This window comes from Methanohalobium evestigatum Z-7303 (assembly GCF_000196655.1).
GTDB classification, from domain to species: Archaea; Halobacteriota; Methanosarcinia; order Methanosarcinales; family Methanosarcinaceae; genus Methanohalobium; species Methanohalobium evestigatum.
The window spans coordinates 398,738-413,623 of the sequence record NC_014253.1 but is presented as its reverse complement, the minus strand read 5'-3'; the positions used below and the strand labels follow the sequence as shown (position 1 = coordinate 413,623).

16 protein-coding genes and 1 tRNA gene are annotated in these 14,886 nt (G+C 37.8%); 11 read left to right on the top strand and 6 right to left on the bottom strand.

Going from position 1 to position 14,886, the window contains the following annotated elements; translation table 11 throughout:
• The first annotated feature begins 28 nt into the window (after window positions 1-28).
• The 10 genes from cdhD (at window position 29) to METEV_RS02065 (ending at window position 10,527) form a co-directional block, all read left to right on the top strand.
• Window positions 29-1,357 (top strand): CO dehydrogenase/acetyl-CoA synthase subunit delta, encoded by a 1,329-nt coding sequence (gene cdhD / locus METEV_RS02110; protein ID WP_013193908.1) that lies wholly within the window; start codon window positions 29-31, stop codon window positions 1,355-1,357.
• A gap of 3 nt (window positions 1,358-1,360) precedes the next feature.
• Window positions 1,361-2,770, top strand: coding sequence for an acetyl-CoA decarbonylase/synthase complex subunit gamma (gene acsC / locus METEV_RS02105; protein WP_013193907.1), 1,410 nt, complete (start codon window positions 1,361-1,363; stop codon window positions 2,768-2,770).
• 115 nt (window positions 2,771-2,885) lie between these two features.
• Window positions 2,886-3,947 carry a DUF362 domain-containing protein gene (locus METEV_RS02100; RefSeq protein WP_013193906.1) on the top strand — a complete coding sequence of 354 codons (1,062 nt, stop codon included), beginning with the start codon at window positions 2,886-2,888 and terminating at the stop codon, window positions 3,945-3,947.
• 146 nt (window positions 3,948-4,093) lie between these two features.
• Window positions 4,094-4,333, top strand: a complete 240-nt coding sequence (locus METEV_RS02095) for a hypothetical protein (protein WP_049890877.1) — start codon at window positions 4,094-4,096, stop codon at window positions 4,331-4,333.
• 49 nt (window positions 4,334-4,382) lie between these two features.
• The gene (locus METEV_RS02090) at window positions 4,383-5,426 is read left to right on the top strand and encodes a 60S ribosomal export protein NMD3 (RefSeq protein WP_013193904.1); all 1,044 of its coding nucleotides are present in this window, start codon (window positions 4,383-4,385) and stop codon (window positions 5,424-5,426) included.
• Window positions 5,427-5,772: 346 nt separating this feature from the next.
• The gene (locus tag METEV_RS02085) at window positions 5,773-6,681 is read left to right on the top strand and encodes an ATP-grasp domain-containing protein (protein WP_049890875.1); all 909 of its coding nucleotides are present in this window, start codon (window positions 5,773-5,775) and stop codon (window positions 6,679-6,681) included.
• A 39-nt stretch (window positions 6,682-6,720) separates the two neighbouring features.
• Window positions 6,721-7,218, top strand: coding sequence for a transcription factor (locus METEV_RS02080; RefSeq protein WP_013193902.1), 498 nt, complete (start codon window positions 6,721-6,723; stop codon window positions 7,216-7,218).
• Window positions 7,219-7,223: 5 nt separating this feature from the next.
• On the top strand, window positions 7,224-7,730 hold the full coding sequence (locus METEV_RS02075; protein ID WP_013193901.1) for a TIGR00295 family protein: 507 nt from the start codon (window positions 7,224-7,226) through the stop codon (window positions 7,728-7,730).
• Between the two features lie 118 nt (window positions 7,731-7,848).
• Window positions 7,849-8,484 (top strand): archaeal proteasome endopeptidase complex subunit beta, encoded by a 636-nt coding sequence (gene psmB, locus METEV_RS02070; RefSeq protein ID WP_013193900.1) that lies wholly within the window; start codon window positions 7,849-7,851, stop codon window positions 8,482-8,484.
• 126 nt (window positions 8,485-8,610) lie between these two features.
• Window positions 8,611-10,527, top strand: coding sequence for a beta-CASP ribonuclease aCPSF1 (locus METEV_RS02065; RefSeq protein ID WP_013193899.1), 1,917 nt, complete (start codon window positions 8,611-8,613; stop codon window positions 10,525-10,527).
• 59 nt (window positions 10,528-10,586) lie between these two features.
• Here the strand turns inward: METEV_RS02065 and METEV_RS02060 are convergent, their stop codons facing one another.
• The 5 genes from METEV_RS02060 to METEV_RS02040 form a co-directional block, all read right to left on the bottom strand.
• Window positions 10,587-11,240, bottom strand: coding sequence for an HAD family hydrolase (locus METEV_RS02060; RefSeq protein ID WP_013193898.1), 654 nt, complete (start codon window positions 11,238-11,240; stop codon window positions 10,587-10,589).
• 119 nt (window positions 11,241-11,359) lie between these two features.
• Window positions 11,360-11,644, bottom strand: coding sequence for a ferritin-like domain-containing protein (locus METEV_RS02055; RefSeq protein ID WP_013193897.1), 285 nt, complete (start codon window positions 11,642-11,644; stop codon window positions 11,360-11,362).
• 110 nt (window positions 11,645-11,754) lie between these two features.
• Window positions 11,755-11,826 (bottom strand) — tRNA-Gly (locus METEV_RS02050).
• Window positions 11,827-11,888: 62 nt separating this feature from the next.
• On the bottom strand, window positions 11,889-13,883 hold the full coding sequence (uvrB, locus tag METEV_RS02045) for an excinuclease ABC subunit UvrB (protein ID WP_013193896.1): 1,995 nt from the start codon (window positions 13,881-13,883) through the stop codon (window positions 11,889-11,891).
• A gap of 134 nt (window positions 13,884-14,017) precedes the next feature.
• Complete coding sequence (locus tag METEV_RS02040) at window positions 14,018-14,341, bottom strand: TIGR00304 family membrane protein (RefSeq protein ID WP_013193895.1); 324 nt, start codon at window positions 14,339-14,341, stop codon at window positions 14,018-14,020.
• Between the two features lie 153 nt (window positions 14,342-14,494).
• Here METEV_RS02040 and METEV_RS12825 point away from each other — a divergent pair, with 153 nt between their 5' ends.
• Window positions 14,495-14,629, top strand: a complete 135-nt coding sequence (locus tag METEV_RS12825) for a hypothetical protein (protein WP_013193894.1) — start codon at window positions 14,495-14,497, stop codon at window positions 14,627-14,629.
• Between the two features lie 2 nt (window positions 14,630-14,631).
• Here the strand turns inward: METEV_RS12825 and METEV_RS02035 are convergent, their stop codons facing one another.
• Entirely contained in the window at window positions 14,632-14,862 is a 231-nt protein-coding gene (locus tag METEV_RS02035) for a TIGR00304 family membrane protein (RefSeq protein WP_013193893.1), read from the bottom strand.
• Between the last annotated feature and the right edge of the window lie 24 nt (window positions 14,863-14,886).

Genomic DNA, 14,886 nt, shown 5'->3' with positions numbered 1-14,886 from the left:
TAACAATGCATTTGATGGTGGAAATTACATGACAAAAAAAATGAAATTATCAGACCTTACTGAGATGTTAAAGGACCTTGATGTGGAAGCACTTGAAGGTGTTAACATCGAAGGTGATATAGAATTCGATGTTAGTGGTGTAGGTCTTGATCCCAATCTATCCTATGCGTTGGGATATGAAGCAGCACAGGTTTCATTTCATATAGCAAACATTGCAAAATTGTTGGGATATCCGGTAGACCAACTATTTGGTGCGTCGATGGGTGCTGTAGGACAGGAAGCACCATCTGCTGAGGGAATTGCTGCAAAAACAGGATTTTCCGAACTTGCTTCATCCAGTTTTGAAGTATCCCCAGTAAAAGAATGGACACATACAATAGAAGAAGTAACTTTAGGTGCAACATCCTCTGATGGAGGTTCACGCGGTAATACCATAACACTTGGTGGAGAGAATGCACTTCCATACTATTTTGATGCAGAAATGCCTCACAGAAATTATGTCACAATGGATGTTTTTGACCTGCCTATAAGTATGGCAAAATCCGTAAGAACAAATTATGAAGATGTTATGGATGACCCTGCGGAATGGGCAAAGAAAGTAGTAAATGAATATAACGCTGATATGGTAACCATACATCTGGTATCAACAGACCCCAACATAGAAGATACATCAGCAAAAGAAGCATCAAAGGTTGTAGAGGATGTTTTGCAGGCTGTTGATGTGCCTCTGGTTATAGGTGGTTCTGGTAATCCTGACAAAGACCCTGAAGTTCTTGAAAAGGCTGCAGAAGTTGCAGAGGGCGAAAGGGCTCTGCTTGCGTCTGCAAGCCTAAATCTTGATTATGAACGCATTGCTAAAGCAGCAACCGATTACGGACACGCTATTCTCTCATGGACCCAACTTGAAATCAACGCTCAAAAAGAACTTAACAGGAAACTCATGACCCAGTGCAATGTTCCAAGAGACAGCATCCTTATGGACCCGACAACAGCAGCACTTGGTTACGGTCTGGATTATGCCTATACCAATATGGAAAGGATAAGGCTTGCCGGACTAACAGGTGATGATGAACTCACGTTCCCTATGTCATCAGGAACAACCAACGCATGGGGTGCACGTGAATCATGGATGAAAGAATCACCAATACAAAATGATTCAGACTGGGGACCAAGAGAGTACAGAGGACCTATATGGGAAATATCAACCGGTCTTGCACTGGCTCTTGCCGGTAACGACCTGTTCATGATGATGCATCCAACATCAGTACAGGTATTGAAAGAAACAACCCAGTCGCTCTTTGGAACAAAGGAAGCTGAGGATATAGACATCAGTAACTGGATAGGGGCGGAGGTGTAATTAATGAAGATAAATAGTCCCCTTCAGGCGTATAAATACCTCCCGGGAGATAACTGTGGAATATGCGGTGAGAGCACATGTATGGCTTTTGCATCCCGGTTAATAGAACGTTCTGCAGAACTAACAGATTGTGAACCAATACTCAGGGAAGATCAGAAAAAAAACTTTGAAAAATTGCAGGAACTGCTAAGACCAGAAATTCGTGAAGTGGACATAGGAGTAGGTGATAAGGCAGTTACAATCGGTGGAGACGATGTCTTATACCGACACAAACTCACATTTTTCAACAAAACGGCTCTGACCTATGATGTATGGGACACTATGGATGAAAATGACCTTGCAGAAAGGGTTAACCATATTGAAAATTTCCAGAAATTCTATGTTGGAGAATTCCTTAACCCTGATGCCATAGCAATCCGTTCTGTATCAGATGACCCCACCCAATTTTCAGAAACTGTAAAAAAGGTTATAGAAATTACTAACCTCCCTATGGTACTTTGTTCTTTTAATCCCGAGGTATTAAGAGCCGGACTTGAAGTATCATCAGATAGAAATCCACTGATTTATGCTGCAAATAAAGATAACTGGCAGGAAGTTGCAGATATTGCAAATGATTATGGTGTACCGGTTACATTGTTTGCACCGGGTGACCTCGACCTGCTGAAATCCATGGCTTTGACATTTACTAAAATGGGCATGGAAAACCTTGTCCTTGATCCGGGTACTTATCCTACAGGTACACAGTTAAGGGACACGTTCAATAATTTTATAAAACTTAGAAGAGCCGGAATTAATGGAGACCGTGAAATAGCCTTCCCGCTAATGTCAGTACCTCTTACATCATGGTTGGTATATGAGGATACAGTAAGTGCATCCTACTGGGAAACTGTACTTGCCTGTACTTTTATAATTAAATACGGCGATATAATGCTGCTTCACAGTACTGAACCCTATGCCATGCTGCCGGAATTGCATATGCGGGATACAATTTATACAGACCCGCGTAAACCGGTTATGGTTGACCCGGGTGTATATGAAGTCGGTTCACCAACTGCCGATTCTCCTGTAATTATAACCACAAATTTTGCACTCACCTACTATACGGTTGAAAGCGACTTGGCTTCCAACGATATTGATTGTTACCTTGCAGCAATTGATACAGAAGGAATCGGTGTAGAAGCGGCAGTTGCAGGTGGACAGTTGACTGCTTCAAAGATTAAGAAAGGACTGGAAGAATCAGAATTTGACTTGAAAGAACAAACAAATCACAAAACTTTGATGCTTCCAGGACTTGCAGCACGTTTGCAGGGTGATGTCGAGGACGAAACTGGAGCAAATGTTGTTATAGGACCTGCAGATTCAGGTCGTATACCTGGATGGATGGATAAAAACTGGCCTCCATCTACAGGATAAAAAAGTAACTATCCGTGATAATTTCACGGATAGATATATATTTTTAAAGTAATCTTCTATTTCTACAGCAAATCTTTTTTTAATTGACTGCATTGAAGATAAATAGGTGTTAATCATGAGTAATGTATATTTTAAACCAGTAGATTCTATCAGTCCAAACCAGACACAGATAGATCAGGTAAAAGAGTTATATCCAGAGATTTCTCCAGTAGAAGAAGGAGACCTTGTTGCAATAAAAATTCATCCCGGAGAGCATGGCAATACCACACATATACACCCTGCAATAGTAAGGGCTGTTGTTGATATGGTCAAAGATGAAGGTGGGATACCGTTTGTAGTGGATACAACTGTTCTTTATAATGGTATGAGGTTTAACGCTGCCGATGCGCTCTGGACTGCTTCTGTGAATGGTTTTACACAGGAGAGCATGAATGCCCCTGTTATCATCGGTGATGGATTAATGGGTGATGAAAGTGTAACCGTTGAAATCAATGGTGAAGAACTCAAACAGACTACAGTAGCGTCCGCCATTGCGAAAGCAGATTCCATGATTGTATTATCCCATGTTAAAGGTCATCCTGCCACCGGATTTGGAGGCGCGGTTAAAAATCTGGGTATGGGATGTCTTGACAAAGATGGTAAAACCGACTGCCATGAGGTAGGCATTCCTACAATAGAGCCTGAAAAATGTGTAGGCTGTGAAACCTGTATAGATATGTGTGCATGGGGCGCTTTGAAGATGGAAGATGGAAAAGCTGTAGTTGATACTGAACTTTGCAAAGGTGAAGGTTTTTGTGTGGAGTCCTGTCCGGAAGGAGCAATTGTTCCGCCTGAAAACTTTACAGAAGGACTGCAAAAACGGATAGGTGAAGCATCAATAGCAACTATTAATTCATTATCAGGAAAAATTGGTTATATAAACTGGATATTTGACCTCACACTTGGATGTGATTGCTTCGGATTCTATACACCCAGTTTCTCTAAAGATGTTGGAATTCTTGCATCCAAAGACCCTGTAGCAATCGATATGGCAAGTATTGATTTGATAAACAGCAAAATGGAGGAACATGGTTCTAAATCCTCTATGAAAGATGTTTGGGGTGTAGACCCTAAAATACAGGTTGATGCTGCAGAAAAAATTGGAGCTGGAAGTGAAGGATATACATTGAAAAAATAATTCTACCTTCTTTTTTTTATTGTTGTTTTCTAATTTTACATTTATTTGATAAATTAACTATCGTTTGAATATGATTTTAGCAGAAGATTTAAATTTTAACAACCCTTAATCACTTTTCAAACACTTGGATGTCGGGTTTTATTATTATGAGTCCGGAATGTATGTTTTGTGGAGTTAATTGTTACGACCCGGAAGCTGTAGGTGGGAATATCCAGGAAAGTCAGAATATTTGTGAAGGTAAACTTGTAGGTAAGAGGTTAATCTGTGCGAACTGTTTATATCAGCTTCGAAGAATACTGGGTATTGAAGACTTAGAAAGTGAAATATTTGAAGAGGATATACTTGAAGGTGGAGAAGTAAAAAATGATAAATGGCAACTCTGGTAATTATTCGCCGGGCGAAATTTATATATAATCAACTACATATTTTTCAGTAATGAGTCTCATTTTATGTCCCAAATGCGGAAATGAAACTGATGTGCTGTACGAAAACGTTTGTAAAGACTGTTTTTTTGAGCAATTTCAACTGGCCAGACTTCCGCATGTAATTCATGTTAAATTTTGTTCCAGATGCGGTTCGGTTTATTATCAGGGTGTATGGGATGATGTGGATAGTACCGGAGATATGGTTATCAGACTGGTTGAAGATGAATTAATGGTTCATGAATACGCCAGTGACCTTGAGATATATTTTGAACCCCAGCAATTGACATCTTATATGTATCGTGTACGTGTTATTGTAGATGCACGTGTGGAAGGTGTACCTGTTAATCAGGAACTTGAAACAGAAGTGCGTATAGGGCGCGAATCCTGTGACAGATGCAGCCGCATAGCAGGGGGTTATTTTGAAGGCATAGTACAGATAAGAGGTACAAACCGGGTGCCTGATAAAAATGAGGTAGAGGATTGCATAAGGATAGCAAATGATGTAATAGACCGTATGTATAAGAAAGGTGAAAGGTTTGCCTTTATAAGTAAATCAGTAGAATCAAAACATGGAATTGACCTTTATATTGGTTCATCAAATACTTCTCGTCAAATATGTAAGCAGATAGAATCTGAACGTGGAGGGAAATTTTCCGAATCTCCGACATTATTCGGGCAAAAAGATGGTAAAGAAATTTACAGGATCACTTTTTCCATGCGTCTCCCTGAATTCAAAGCAGGAGACATAATAGAATATAAAGACCGTGTAATCGAAATCAAAAACTCAGGAAACAGGGTATCCGGTATTGATTTGTCTAACGGTTCACGTTTTGTGGAATATCAGGATAAAATGAATAAAGCAGTACATGTGGCAAGCAGGGATGATGCAATAACAGCTGTACTTGTATCAGAAGGTGATAACGAAATCATGGTGCTTGATCCTGAAACTTATAAGACGTTAACCCTAAAAAAACCAGTAACTTTTGAAAGCGGTAATAAAAGCGAAATACCTGTAATAAAAACAGAACACGGTTTATTTGTTCTGTCTGATTAATATTACCAAGCAAAATCAATAGGAGTAGCAGAATATTAATCATATACAAAACATTCTGATAATTGGATACGATACCCGGAATATAGTATGCTCTGCAAATAAATCAGGGTATAATGTATATTCAATCGATGCATTCTGTGATTTTGACCTTAAAGAATCTGCAGTATCAACAAAAAAGATACCATCCAATTATGTAGAAGATATAAAAAGCATATCTTGTAAAAAAGTAGTTGAATGGATATCAGAATTTGAAATCGATTTTGATGCTATTGTTCTTGATTCAGGTTTTGAATATATAAATCAGGAGCAATTACCATCCAAAGTTTTGAACAACAGTCAAGAGATTATGAATGAGGTTACGGATAAGTACAGGTTTGCCAGAAAACTTGAATCAATGGATATTCCACATCCTATTACCTATTCGGCTAATGATATAAAAAATATTAATGATTACCCGATAATAGTTAAACCAAAACGTGCTGGTGGAGGGATGTTCAACAGAAAGGCTGAATCGTTTGATGAACTTGAATCGGTAATTGACGAGTTATTGGAAACATATCCCTTATGGACATTAGATGATTTAATAATCCAGAAATTTGAGAAAGGAATTCCTGTAAGTGTATCGATGGTTTCCACAGGAGATAATGCGTATGCAATAGCTATAAATGAACAGTTAATAGGCGAACCTTGGCTTACAGATACGGAGTTTGCTTATTGTGGTAATATAACACCATTTGAAACATTGTATCAGGATGAAATGTATAAAATCTCAAAACAACTAATGCTTGAGCTCGGTCTTAAAGGTTCAAATGGCGTTGATTTTATTATAACTGAAGATGGTCCAGTTGTATTGGAAATAAACCCAAGGTTACAGGGTAGTCTGGATACTGTTGAGATTGCTACCGATATGAATCTGTTTGATACACACGTAAAATCCTTTTCTGGAATTTTGCCAGAAACAACAGATGTCAAACAGTTTGCAGCAAGAGCTGTTGTATATTCGCAAAATGATGTGCTTATAAATAAACAAATTTTAAATGGTTTGATTGGTCAGAATACTGTAGATATTCCTGATGTAGGTCATCATATAGGTATAGATGAGCCGCTTACTTCGGTGGTGCATAAAGGACATAGCAGAAGGGATGTAATGGAAAAATTAAGAATAAGTGTGGAAAAAATCCACTGTCTCACAGATGGTAAAGGTAAAGAGAAAAACAAAACTATACCAAACTTAAACACAAAATTAAAATCCTAACTTATTTCATATTAATTGCTATTGTTGAGGTGAAGATTTTTGGTAGATTTAAATGACCCGGTTATTCGAGGTTACCTGAAACAGCTGGTTGGTGACGAAGGCTTAAAAATGATTGAGAATATGCCTGAAGGAGAGGTTACCGATGAAAAGATTGCAGAAGAAACAGGAGTTCTTTTAAATATCGTTAGGCGCACACTTTTTATTCTAAATGAATATAAACTGGTGGTTTGCAGGAGGGAACGTGATACCAGCAGTGGATGGTTGACTTATCTCTGGCGTCTTGATTTATCTGGTATAGAAACCCGGCTGGAAAAAGAGCGAAAGAAATTAATTCAAAACCTTGAACAGCGTCTTGAATTTGAAGAGGGGAATGTATTTTTTGAATGTCCTGAAGGGTGTTTACGTCTCCTTTTCAATGAAGCTACAAATTACCATTTTCTATGCCCACTATGCGGAGAAGACCTTGTGGCACAGGATAATTCCAAAACCATAGAAAATATCAGGTCAAGACTTAATAAACTAAAAAAATGCGGATAAGGACCATGCTATCACGAACAAAAGCCTTAAATCTGCTGTCGGAAATGGGATGTGAACCGCATGTTGTTGAACATTGTAAAGCGGTCTCATCGTTTGCAGTCGAGGTTGCAAAGGAATTAAAAAAAACCGGTAAATCAGTGGATATGGAACTAGTTGAAATCGGTGGTTTACTCCATGACATCGGTCGGTCACATACACATGGGGTTAAACATATAGTGGAAGGTGCAAAAATAGCAGAATCACTTGGTCTTGACTCAAGAATTGTGCGAATTATAAAAACTCATATAGGTGCAGGTCTTACTCCGAAAGAGGCAGTAAATCTGGGGTTTCCGGATGATGATTATATGCCCCGTACAATCGAGGAAAAAATAATTGCACATGCTGATAATCTTGTAGAGGGTACAAAAAGACGGTCTCTGGATGAATATATATCACAAATGAGAGATAAAAATTTGGATGAAAGTGTTATAGAACGTGTAAAACAACTTGCATATGAAATAGGTGTTTATTGAATGAAAGTTTATTCGTGCAGAAAAACTTATATAGAAAAATTACCAATGATTTATCAGAATCCAAAAACATACTCCTGAGAACATAATTTTTCATTTTTTTAAACTATGAGGTATACTAATGAGTAGTGATAACCAACACTTAAAAGGAACAACCACTGTTGGAATAGCCTGCAGTGATGCGGTAGTTCTTGCAACAGAAAGAAGAGCAACAATGGGCAATTTCATTGCAAGTAAAACCGCAAAGAAAATCTATCAGATTGATGATAGGATAGGAATGACAACAGCGGGTTCAGTAGGGGATGCACAGCAAATTGTTCGCATCATAAGCGTCGAATCCAAACTCTTTAAGATGAGACGTAATGAACCAATAACTATAAAAGGAATTACTACGCTTTTATCCAATCTGTTAAGCGGTCAGCGTTATTTCCCACTTATGGTACAGCTTATTGTAGGTGGCGTTGATAAAACTGGACCCAACATGTATTCACTCGACCCTCTGGGTGGGAGGATAGAAGAAACAAATATCGTTGCTACTGGTTCAGGATCTCCGATAACCTATGGTCTGCTCGAAGACCGTTATCATAAAGATATGACTTCTGATGAGGGTGCAGAACTTGCAATCAGAGCCCTTCATAATGCCATGAAACGGGATTCAGCATCAGGTGATGGCATTGATGTCGTTGTTATAACTAAAGACGGTTATAAACAGCTTGATGAAGAGGAGGTCAATAATAAACGTGCTGCTCTTAACTGATTAAAAGTACTAAAACCAAAACTTCTGTTTGTTTTTTACATTTTTGATATCCAAATTTAAATTTAATATTTAACCCGTAGAAATTTTAATATTTTCTACTCAATTTTTTACAGGAAGGCTGTTTCTATGGATATAGAAGAGATGTTACTGGACTTAAAAAAGAAAATAGAAAGCAAGTTGCCAAATGATACTACTATATCAACTGTTGAATTTGAAGGTCCTCAACTTGTAGTTTATACCGAAGAACCGCGTAAGTTTGCAGATAATGGTAATATCATACGAACCCTTGCAAAAGACCTTAGAACACGTATTGTTGTAAGGCCTGATCCAAAAGTTCTTGTTCCGCCTGAAGAATCAATGGATAAGATAGGAAATATTGTCCCTGAAGAAGCGGCAACATCCAATTATCATTTTGACCCTGATGTGGGGGAGGTAATAATAGAAGCCGAAAAGCCGGGATTGGTAATCGGTAAACAGGGAGATACCCTGAGGGAAATTACAAAAGAAATAGGCTGGACACCCAAAGTGGTACGTACTCCCCCAATTAAATCACGGACTGTTAAAAATATCCGTGAATTCATGCGTAACAACCACAAAGAAAGGAAAGATATTTTAAAATCAGTTGGACGCCAAATTCACAGGGAAACTACTACAAAAGACCAATGGGTCAGGATTACATCTCTTGGAGGTTGTAAAGAAGTAGGAAGAAGCTGTTTTATCCTTTCTACACCTGAATCAAGAGTAATGATTGATTGTGGGGTTAATATTGGTTCTGATGAGAATATGACACCTTATCTCTATGTTCCTGAAGCCTATCCACTCAGCCAGTTAGATGCTGTTATACTGACACATGCCCACCTTGATCACTCTGGATTTATACCGCTTTTGTACAAATATGGCTATCAGGGACCGGTATATTGTACTCTGCCTACACGAGACCTTTCAGCACTATTGCAGCTTGATTACATCGATGTAGCAGGTAAAGAGGGTCGTATTGTACCTTATGAATCCTCACAGGTACGAGAGGCTCTCAAGCATACAATTACACTGGACTTTGAAGAAGTAACCGATATTGCGCCTGATATAAAACTCACTTTCCACAACTCCGGACATATTCTTGGTTCTGCAATAGCACACTTCCATATCGGAGATGGTCTGCATAATGTAGTTTTCACAGGAGATTACAAATACGGCAGTACCAGATTGTTTGATCCGGCAGTAAATAAATTCCCGAGAGTTGAAACCGTTGTTACAGAATCCACTTATGGTAGTAGCAACGCTGTCCAGCCAACCCTCAAAGATGCAGAAAAACACCTCCAGCAGGTTATTATAAATACACTTCAAAAAGACGGAATTGTGCTGATACCAGCATTTGCAGTAGGTAGAAGTCAGGAAGTCATGATTGTACTTGAAGATGCTATAAGAAAGGGCTTGATTGATGATGTACCAATATATCTTGACGGAATGATATGGGAAGCAACTGCAATTCATGCCACCTATCCAGAATATCTCAACAATGAATTGAGAAAATCTATTTTCCAGAAAGGACAGAACCCCTTCCTGTCGGATTCATTTAAACCTGTGGACTCCAATGAACTGCGCCAGAAAATCATTGATGAACCCCATCCATGTGTGATACTTGCAACAGCCGGTATGATGAACGCTGGTCCAATTCTTGAATATTTCAAAGCGTTTGCATCAAATGAAAACAATACTCTTGTATTCGTAGGTTATCAGGCTGACGGAACACTTGGACGCCGCATACAGAAAGGCTGGAAAGAAATTCCGATGTCCTCGTCTGTGAACGGTGGCACACAGACAATTAACGTAAACATGAATGTTGAAGTTGTAGATGGTTTCTCTGGACACTCGGATAGAAAACAGTTAATGGATTTTGTCAAAAAGATGAAGCCACGTCCAGAACGTGTTTATACTGAACACGGAGAAGAAAAGTTCTGTATCGACCTTGCAAGTTCCATTTACAAGAAAAACAAAATCGAGACACGTGCACTTACAAATCTTGAAACAATAAGGCTGGTGTAAAATACTACTTCAAGTACAGGAAAACAACCTGCACTCATATATTCAGTCAGTTGATGGATTTATGCCTGTTCTGAATATATTTTTTGCAGGTATTTTTTGAGATCGCTATGGTCTTCAACCACAACATCAGCTTTATCCAGTTTTTCAGGGTCAACATAGGTTGGAACAGCTACACAATACAGTCCTGCATTCTTCGCGGAATCAACACCCAATGGAGCATTTTCCACAACTAAACATTCATTCTTTTCAACATTAAGCATTCCCAATGCTTTCAGGTAGGGTTCGGGAGAAGGTTTGCCATTATCAACATCTTCTCCTGTTACTATGACATCAAATACATCAGGATAGAATCGACCTACCATATTAAAAACAGCATTTCTATCGGCTCCTGATACTACCGCGAGTTTAAATTTATTTTTAAGCTGGGACAGGCATTTATCCATGTCTTCAAAATTTTTCAGGTTGGCGATTTGTGAAAATATTTTCCTTTTTTCCTGTGCGATTTCATCGAACTGATGGGGTTGTGGGGATTTTCCCATCTTTTGAAACATTAGCTGGATTATCCCTACATGGTTCGACCCTTCTATTTCATATATATCGTCTTTGTTTATTTCAATCCCTGCTTTTTCAAATGCTATTTTCCATGCTTGTGCATGATATGGCATGGAATCAGCAAGTACTCCATCAAAATCAAAAATTATTGCTTTTAACATAGTTCAACCATTATGTTAATGCCTGATAAAAATTATTACATCGAAACGTTTTACTATATGTTTAAAATAAGAATAAAAAATTATTTTATTAAAAAGTGAATTGTGAAGTATTAATGCCATTACTTCGACAATTCTTCTTCAACTTCTTTTTTACCGGCTTCCAGTTCTTCAACCTGCTGTGAGTCAGACTTTAAAAGCATTGTCTGGAATTCACCGACATGGGTTTTTTCTTCCTTGGCAACATCAAGGAGTACAGATTTGATTTCATCATTATCTGCAAGGTCTGCCATTTCTTCATAAAGATTTATGGCATCCAATTCGGCAATTATCGCTGCTCTTAGTATTTCTTTATCTTTGTTTTCCAGCTGTACTTTATTGAGGTCAATTGGAATTTTTGATAGCAAAATTTCACCCCTGTAAATTTATATTGCATACAAAAGAGATAAACTTTTTTCTTATCTATTATAATATAGGGTAAATAGATATTATAATTGTAGTTTAACCAGAAATAGTATGCGTTGACCGGGATTTGAACCCGGGTTGGGGGCTTGGAAGGCCCCAGTCATAGCCACTAGACCATCAACGCCTGTTTACTGCATAACCAACTTGTGTTTTTAAAATATAAAGTTTATGGTTTTATATTTGCAGTTATAGTGAATATTTCCTGCGTAGGTCGTTGATTTTGTCCCTTAATTCTGCAGCTTTTTCAAATTCAAGGTTCTTTGCGGCAAGATGCATATCCTCTTCAAGGTCAATAATCAGGTTTTCAATGTCTTTTGTGGATTTGTTTTCTGCCAGTGCAACTGTTTCTGAATACTCACTGGTTTGTGGTTCAGGATATTCGACCTCCACAAGTTCTTTTTGAATTGCTTTTGTGATCGTCTGTGGGACAATACCATTTCTTTGATTAAAGTCAATCTGGAGTTCACGTCTGCGGTTTGTTTCATCAATAGCTCTTTTCATGGAACCTGTGGTTTTGTCAGCATATAGAATAACGCGACCGTTTGCGTTTCTTGAAGCTCTCCCAATGGTCTGGATAAGGGAGCGTTCTGAACGCAGGAATCCTTCTTTATCAGCATCAAGGATTGCTACAAGCTCCACTTCAGGTATATCAAGCCCTTCTCTTAACAGATTAATTCCTACAAGGACATCAAAATCTCCTTTTCTAAGACTTCTTACAATTTCTGCACGTTCAAGAGTATCGATATCAGAATGCATGTATTTAACTCTGATACCAACTTCAAGTAAATAATCGGTTAAATCCTCAGCCATCCTTTTTGTAAGGGTGGTGACAAGGGTGCGGTATCCCTCTTCGGCTACTTCTCTGACTTCACCTATAAGGTCATCAATCTGGTTTTCTATAGGTCGCACTATTATTTCAGGGTCGACAAGTCCTGTTGGTCGAATTATCTGTTCAACGACCTGTTCACTCTTATTAAATTCATAATTAGCAGGTGTTGCTGAAACATAAATAATCTGATTAACTCTATTTTCAAATTCATCGAATTTCAGGGGTCGATTGTCATAGGCAGATGGGAGGCGGAATCCATATTCAACAAGTGAATCCTTTCTGGATTTATCACCGTTGTACATGCCGCCTATTTGAGGTATTGTTACATGTGATTCATCTATAAATATAAGATAATCATCAGGGAAGAAATCAAGGAGTGAATATGGAGGGTCACCCGGTCTGCGACCGTCAAAATGCCGGGAATAGTTTTCAATACCACTGCAGTATCCAATTTCACGAAGCATTTCCATATCAAAATTAGTACGTTGCAAAAGTCTCTGGGCTTCAAGTTGCTGGTTGTTTGCTTCAAATCTGGATACATGTTCTTCAAGTTCTTTTTCTATAGAATCCATAGCCCTATCTATCTGTTCTTGAGGCATTACAAAATGTTTTGCGGGGTAAATTGCAATGTATTCATCTTCATTCAGTGTATTTTGCACTTTACCTGTCAATGGGTCAAAATATGATATTTTTTCAATCTCATCTCCGAAAAGTTCTATTCGTATTCCGTGTTCTTCCTGTGCAGGGTAAATTTCAATTGTATCTCCTCGTGACCTGAATGTACCCTGTGTAAATTCAATATCATTTCTCTCATACTGCATATTAACCAGACTGGCAGACAGGGAACTTTTATCAACCTCTTCACCAGGGGAGAGGAATAAAGACATCTCTTTCCATTCATCAGGTGAACCTATATTGTAGATACATGAAACACTGGATACTACAATGACATCTCTGCGTTCCATTAGCGATTTGGTGGCAGATAGCCGCAACCTATTAATTTCTTCATTTATTGAAGATTCTTTTTCAATATAGGTATCAGTGGTTGGTATATAGGCTTCGGGTTGATAATAATCATAATAACTTACAAAATATTCTACTGCATTGTCTGGGAAAAATTCCCTGAATTCAGAATACAATTGAGCGGCAAGTGTTTTGTTATGTGCAATTACAAGTGTAGGTTTTTGAACGTTTTCTATGACATTTGCCATTGTAAAGGTTTTACCTGACCCTGTAACTCCCAGAAGAGTCTGGTGTTTAAAACCTTTGTTAAGTCCATTTGTTAAATTTGAAATGGCTGAGGGCTGGTCTCCTCTTGGTTCATAACTGGTAACTACTTTAAAAGGTTTCATTGTTGTTTTTCTATTTTTGTTTTTAAGTATTATGTCCATTTATCTGGTAGTATATATTTGTAGTTGACCCTCTACAATAGATTGTATACACGTTGTTCACATAAAACAAATTCACAGTTAAAATAACAATTGGTTCACAACGAGTAAACAAAGGTAAAAGCAAATCCTAACAACATCAGAATAATAGCCAGTATCATTAGTTTTTGCAATGATTGGTTATCTGAACCAAATACAAGGGGAATTGGTCCTATCATTACAACACCGCCACCCTTAACATCTGTACGAGGTTTATTGTAATTTTCAGAATGGTGTTGGTCCTGATAATCAGGTGTTTTATAGTAATTGTGTTCCTCTTTTTCGTATTCTTTCATTGTGTTTATTATAATCGATATTGCTATAATTATAAATCCGATAATTATGACAAAAATTCCAGTATATATGAGGTATTCACCTGCCATTCAAACACCACTTTAGTAACTACAGTTTTTCACAATTTAACTATTTCACTACATCAGTTGAATCTGTTAATATGGGCTTTTATAATAATTATAGAACGACCAAAACCAATTCATAATATTAAAACATATATATTATTATATAAGGGTAATATCATGACAGCAACCAAAGAAGATGAAGAACCAAAATCCTGTAAAAAAAATGGTGATAAGAACCTATGTATGTTCATACGCACTGTAAAAACCTTCCATAAAATGGCAAAGGAAATGGATTATTGTAAAAAAGACTAATTTTATCTTTTTATTATCAGTAAATAAACAATCAATATTAATAGTCCGAGCAGGAGCATACTGCTTGTAATTTCTGGTGATGTGCCAAAGACAATAGGAATTGGACCTATCATTATAAGTCCGCCAAAATCATTTTGACCTGTACCGGCTGTGAAAATCATTCCCAGAAATACCATGGCAAATCCAATAAAGATTAACAGAGAACCAAGTTTGAGAAGGTTTGATGTCTGCATAGTTGTATAATTGCAGTTTTATTA

What these genes read in the sequence shown, in the direction of transcription:
- METEV_RS02035 (WP_013193893.1), bottom strand. Translation starts at nt 14,862, where the DNA reads ATGCAGACATCAAACCTTCTCAAACTTGGTTCTCTGTTAATCTTTATT.
- acsC (WP_013193907.1), top strand. Translation starts at nt 1,361, where the DNA reads ATGAAGATAAATAGTCCCCTTCAGGCGTATAAATACCTCCCGGGAGAT.
- psmB (WP_013193900.1), top strand. Translation starts at nt 7,849, where the DNA reads ATGAGTAGTGATAACCAACACTTAAAAGGAACAACCACTGTTGGAATA.
- METEV_RS12825 (WP_013193894.1), top strand. Translation starts at nt 14,495, where the DNA reads ATGACAGCAACCAAAGAAGATGAAGAACCAAAATCCTGTAAAAAAAAT.
- METEV_RS02085 (WP_049890875.1), top strand. Translation starts at nt 5,773, where the DNA reads ATGAATGAGGTTACGGATAAGTACAGGTTTGCCAGAAAACTTGAATCA.
- METEV_RS02060 (WP_013193898.1), bottom strand. Translation starts at nt 11,240, where the DNA reads ATGTTAAAAGCAATAATTTTTGATTTTGATGGAGTACTTGCTGATTCC.
- METEV_RS02065 (WP_013193899.1), top strand. Translation starts at nt 8,611, where the DNA reads ATGGATATAGAAGAGATGTTACTGGACTTAAAAAAGAAAATAGAAAGC.
- METEV_RS02040 (WP_013193895.1), bottom strand. Translation starts at nt 14,341, where the DNA reads ATGGCAGGTGAATACCTCATATATACTGGAATTTTTGTCATAATTATC.
- METEV_RS02075 (WP_013193901.1), top strand. Translation starts at nt 7,224, where the DNA reads ATGCTATCACGAACAAAAGCCTTAAATCTGCTGTCGGAAATGGGATGT.
- METEV_RS02090 (WP_013193904.1), top strand. Translation starts at nt 4,383, where the DNA reads ATGAGTCTCATTTTATGTCCCAAATGCGGAAATGAAACTGATGTGCTG.
- METEV_RS02100 (WP_013193906.1), top strand. Translation starts at nt 2,886, where the DNA reads ATGAGTAATGTATATTTTAAACCAGTAGATTCTATCAGTCCAAACCAG.
- uvrB (WP_013193896.1), bottom strand. Translation starts at nt 13,883, where the DNA reads ATGAAACCTTTTAAAGTAGTTACCAGTTATGAACCAAGAGGAGACCAG.
- METEV_RS02095 (WP_049890877.1), top strand. Translation starts at nt 4,094, where the DNA reads ATGAGTCCGGAATGTATGTTTTGTGGAGTTAATTGTTACGACCCGGAA.
- cdhD (WP_013193908.1), top strand. Translation starts at nt 29, where the DNA reads ATGACAAAAAAAATGAAATTATCAGACCTTACTGAGATGTTAAAGGAC.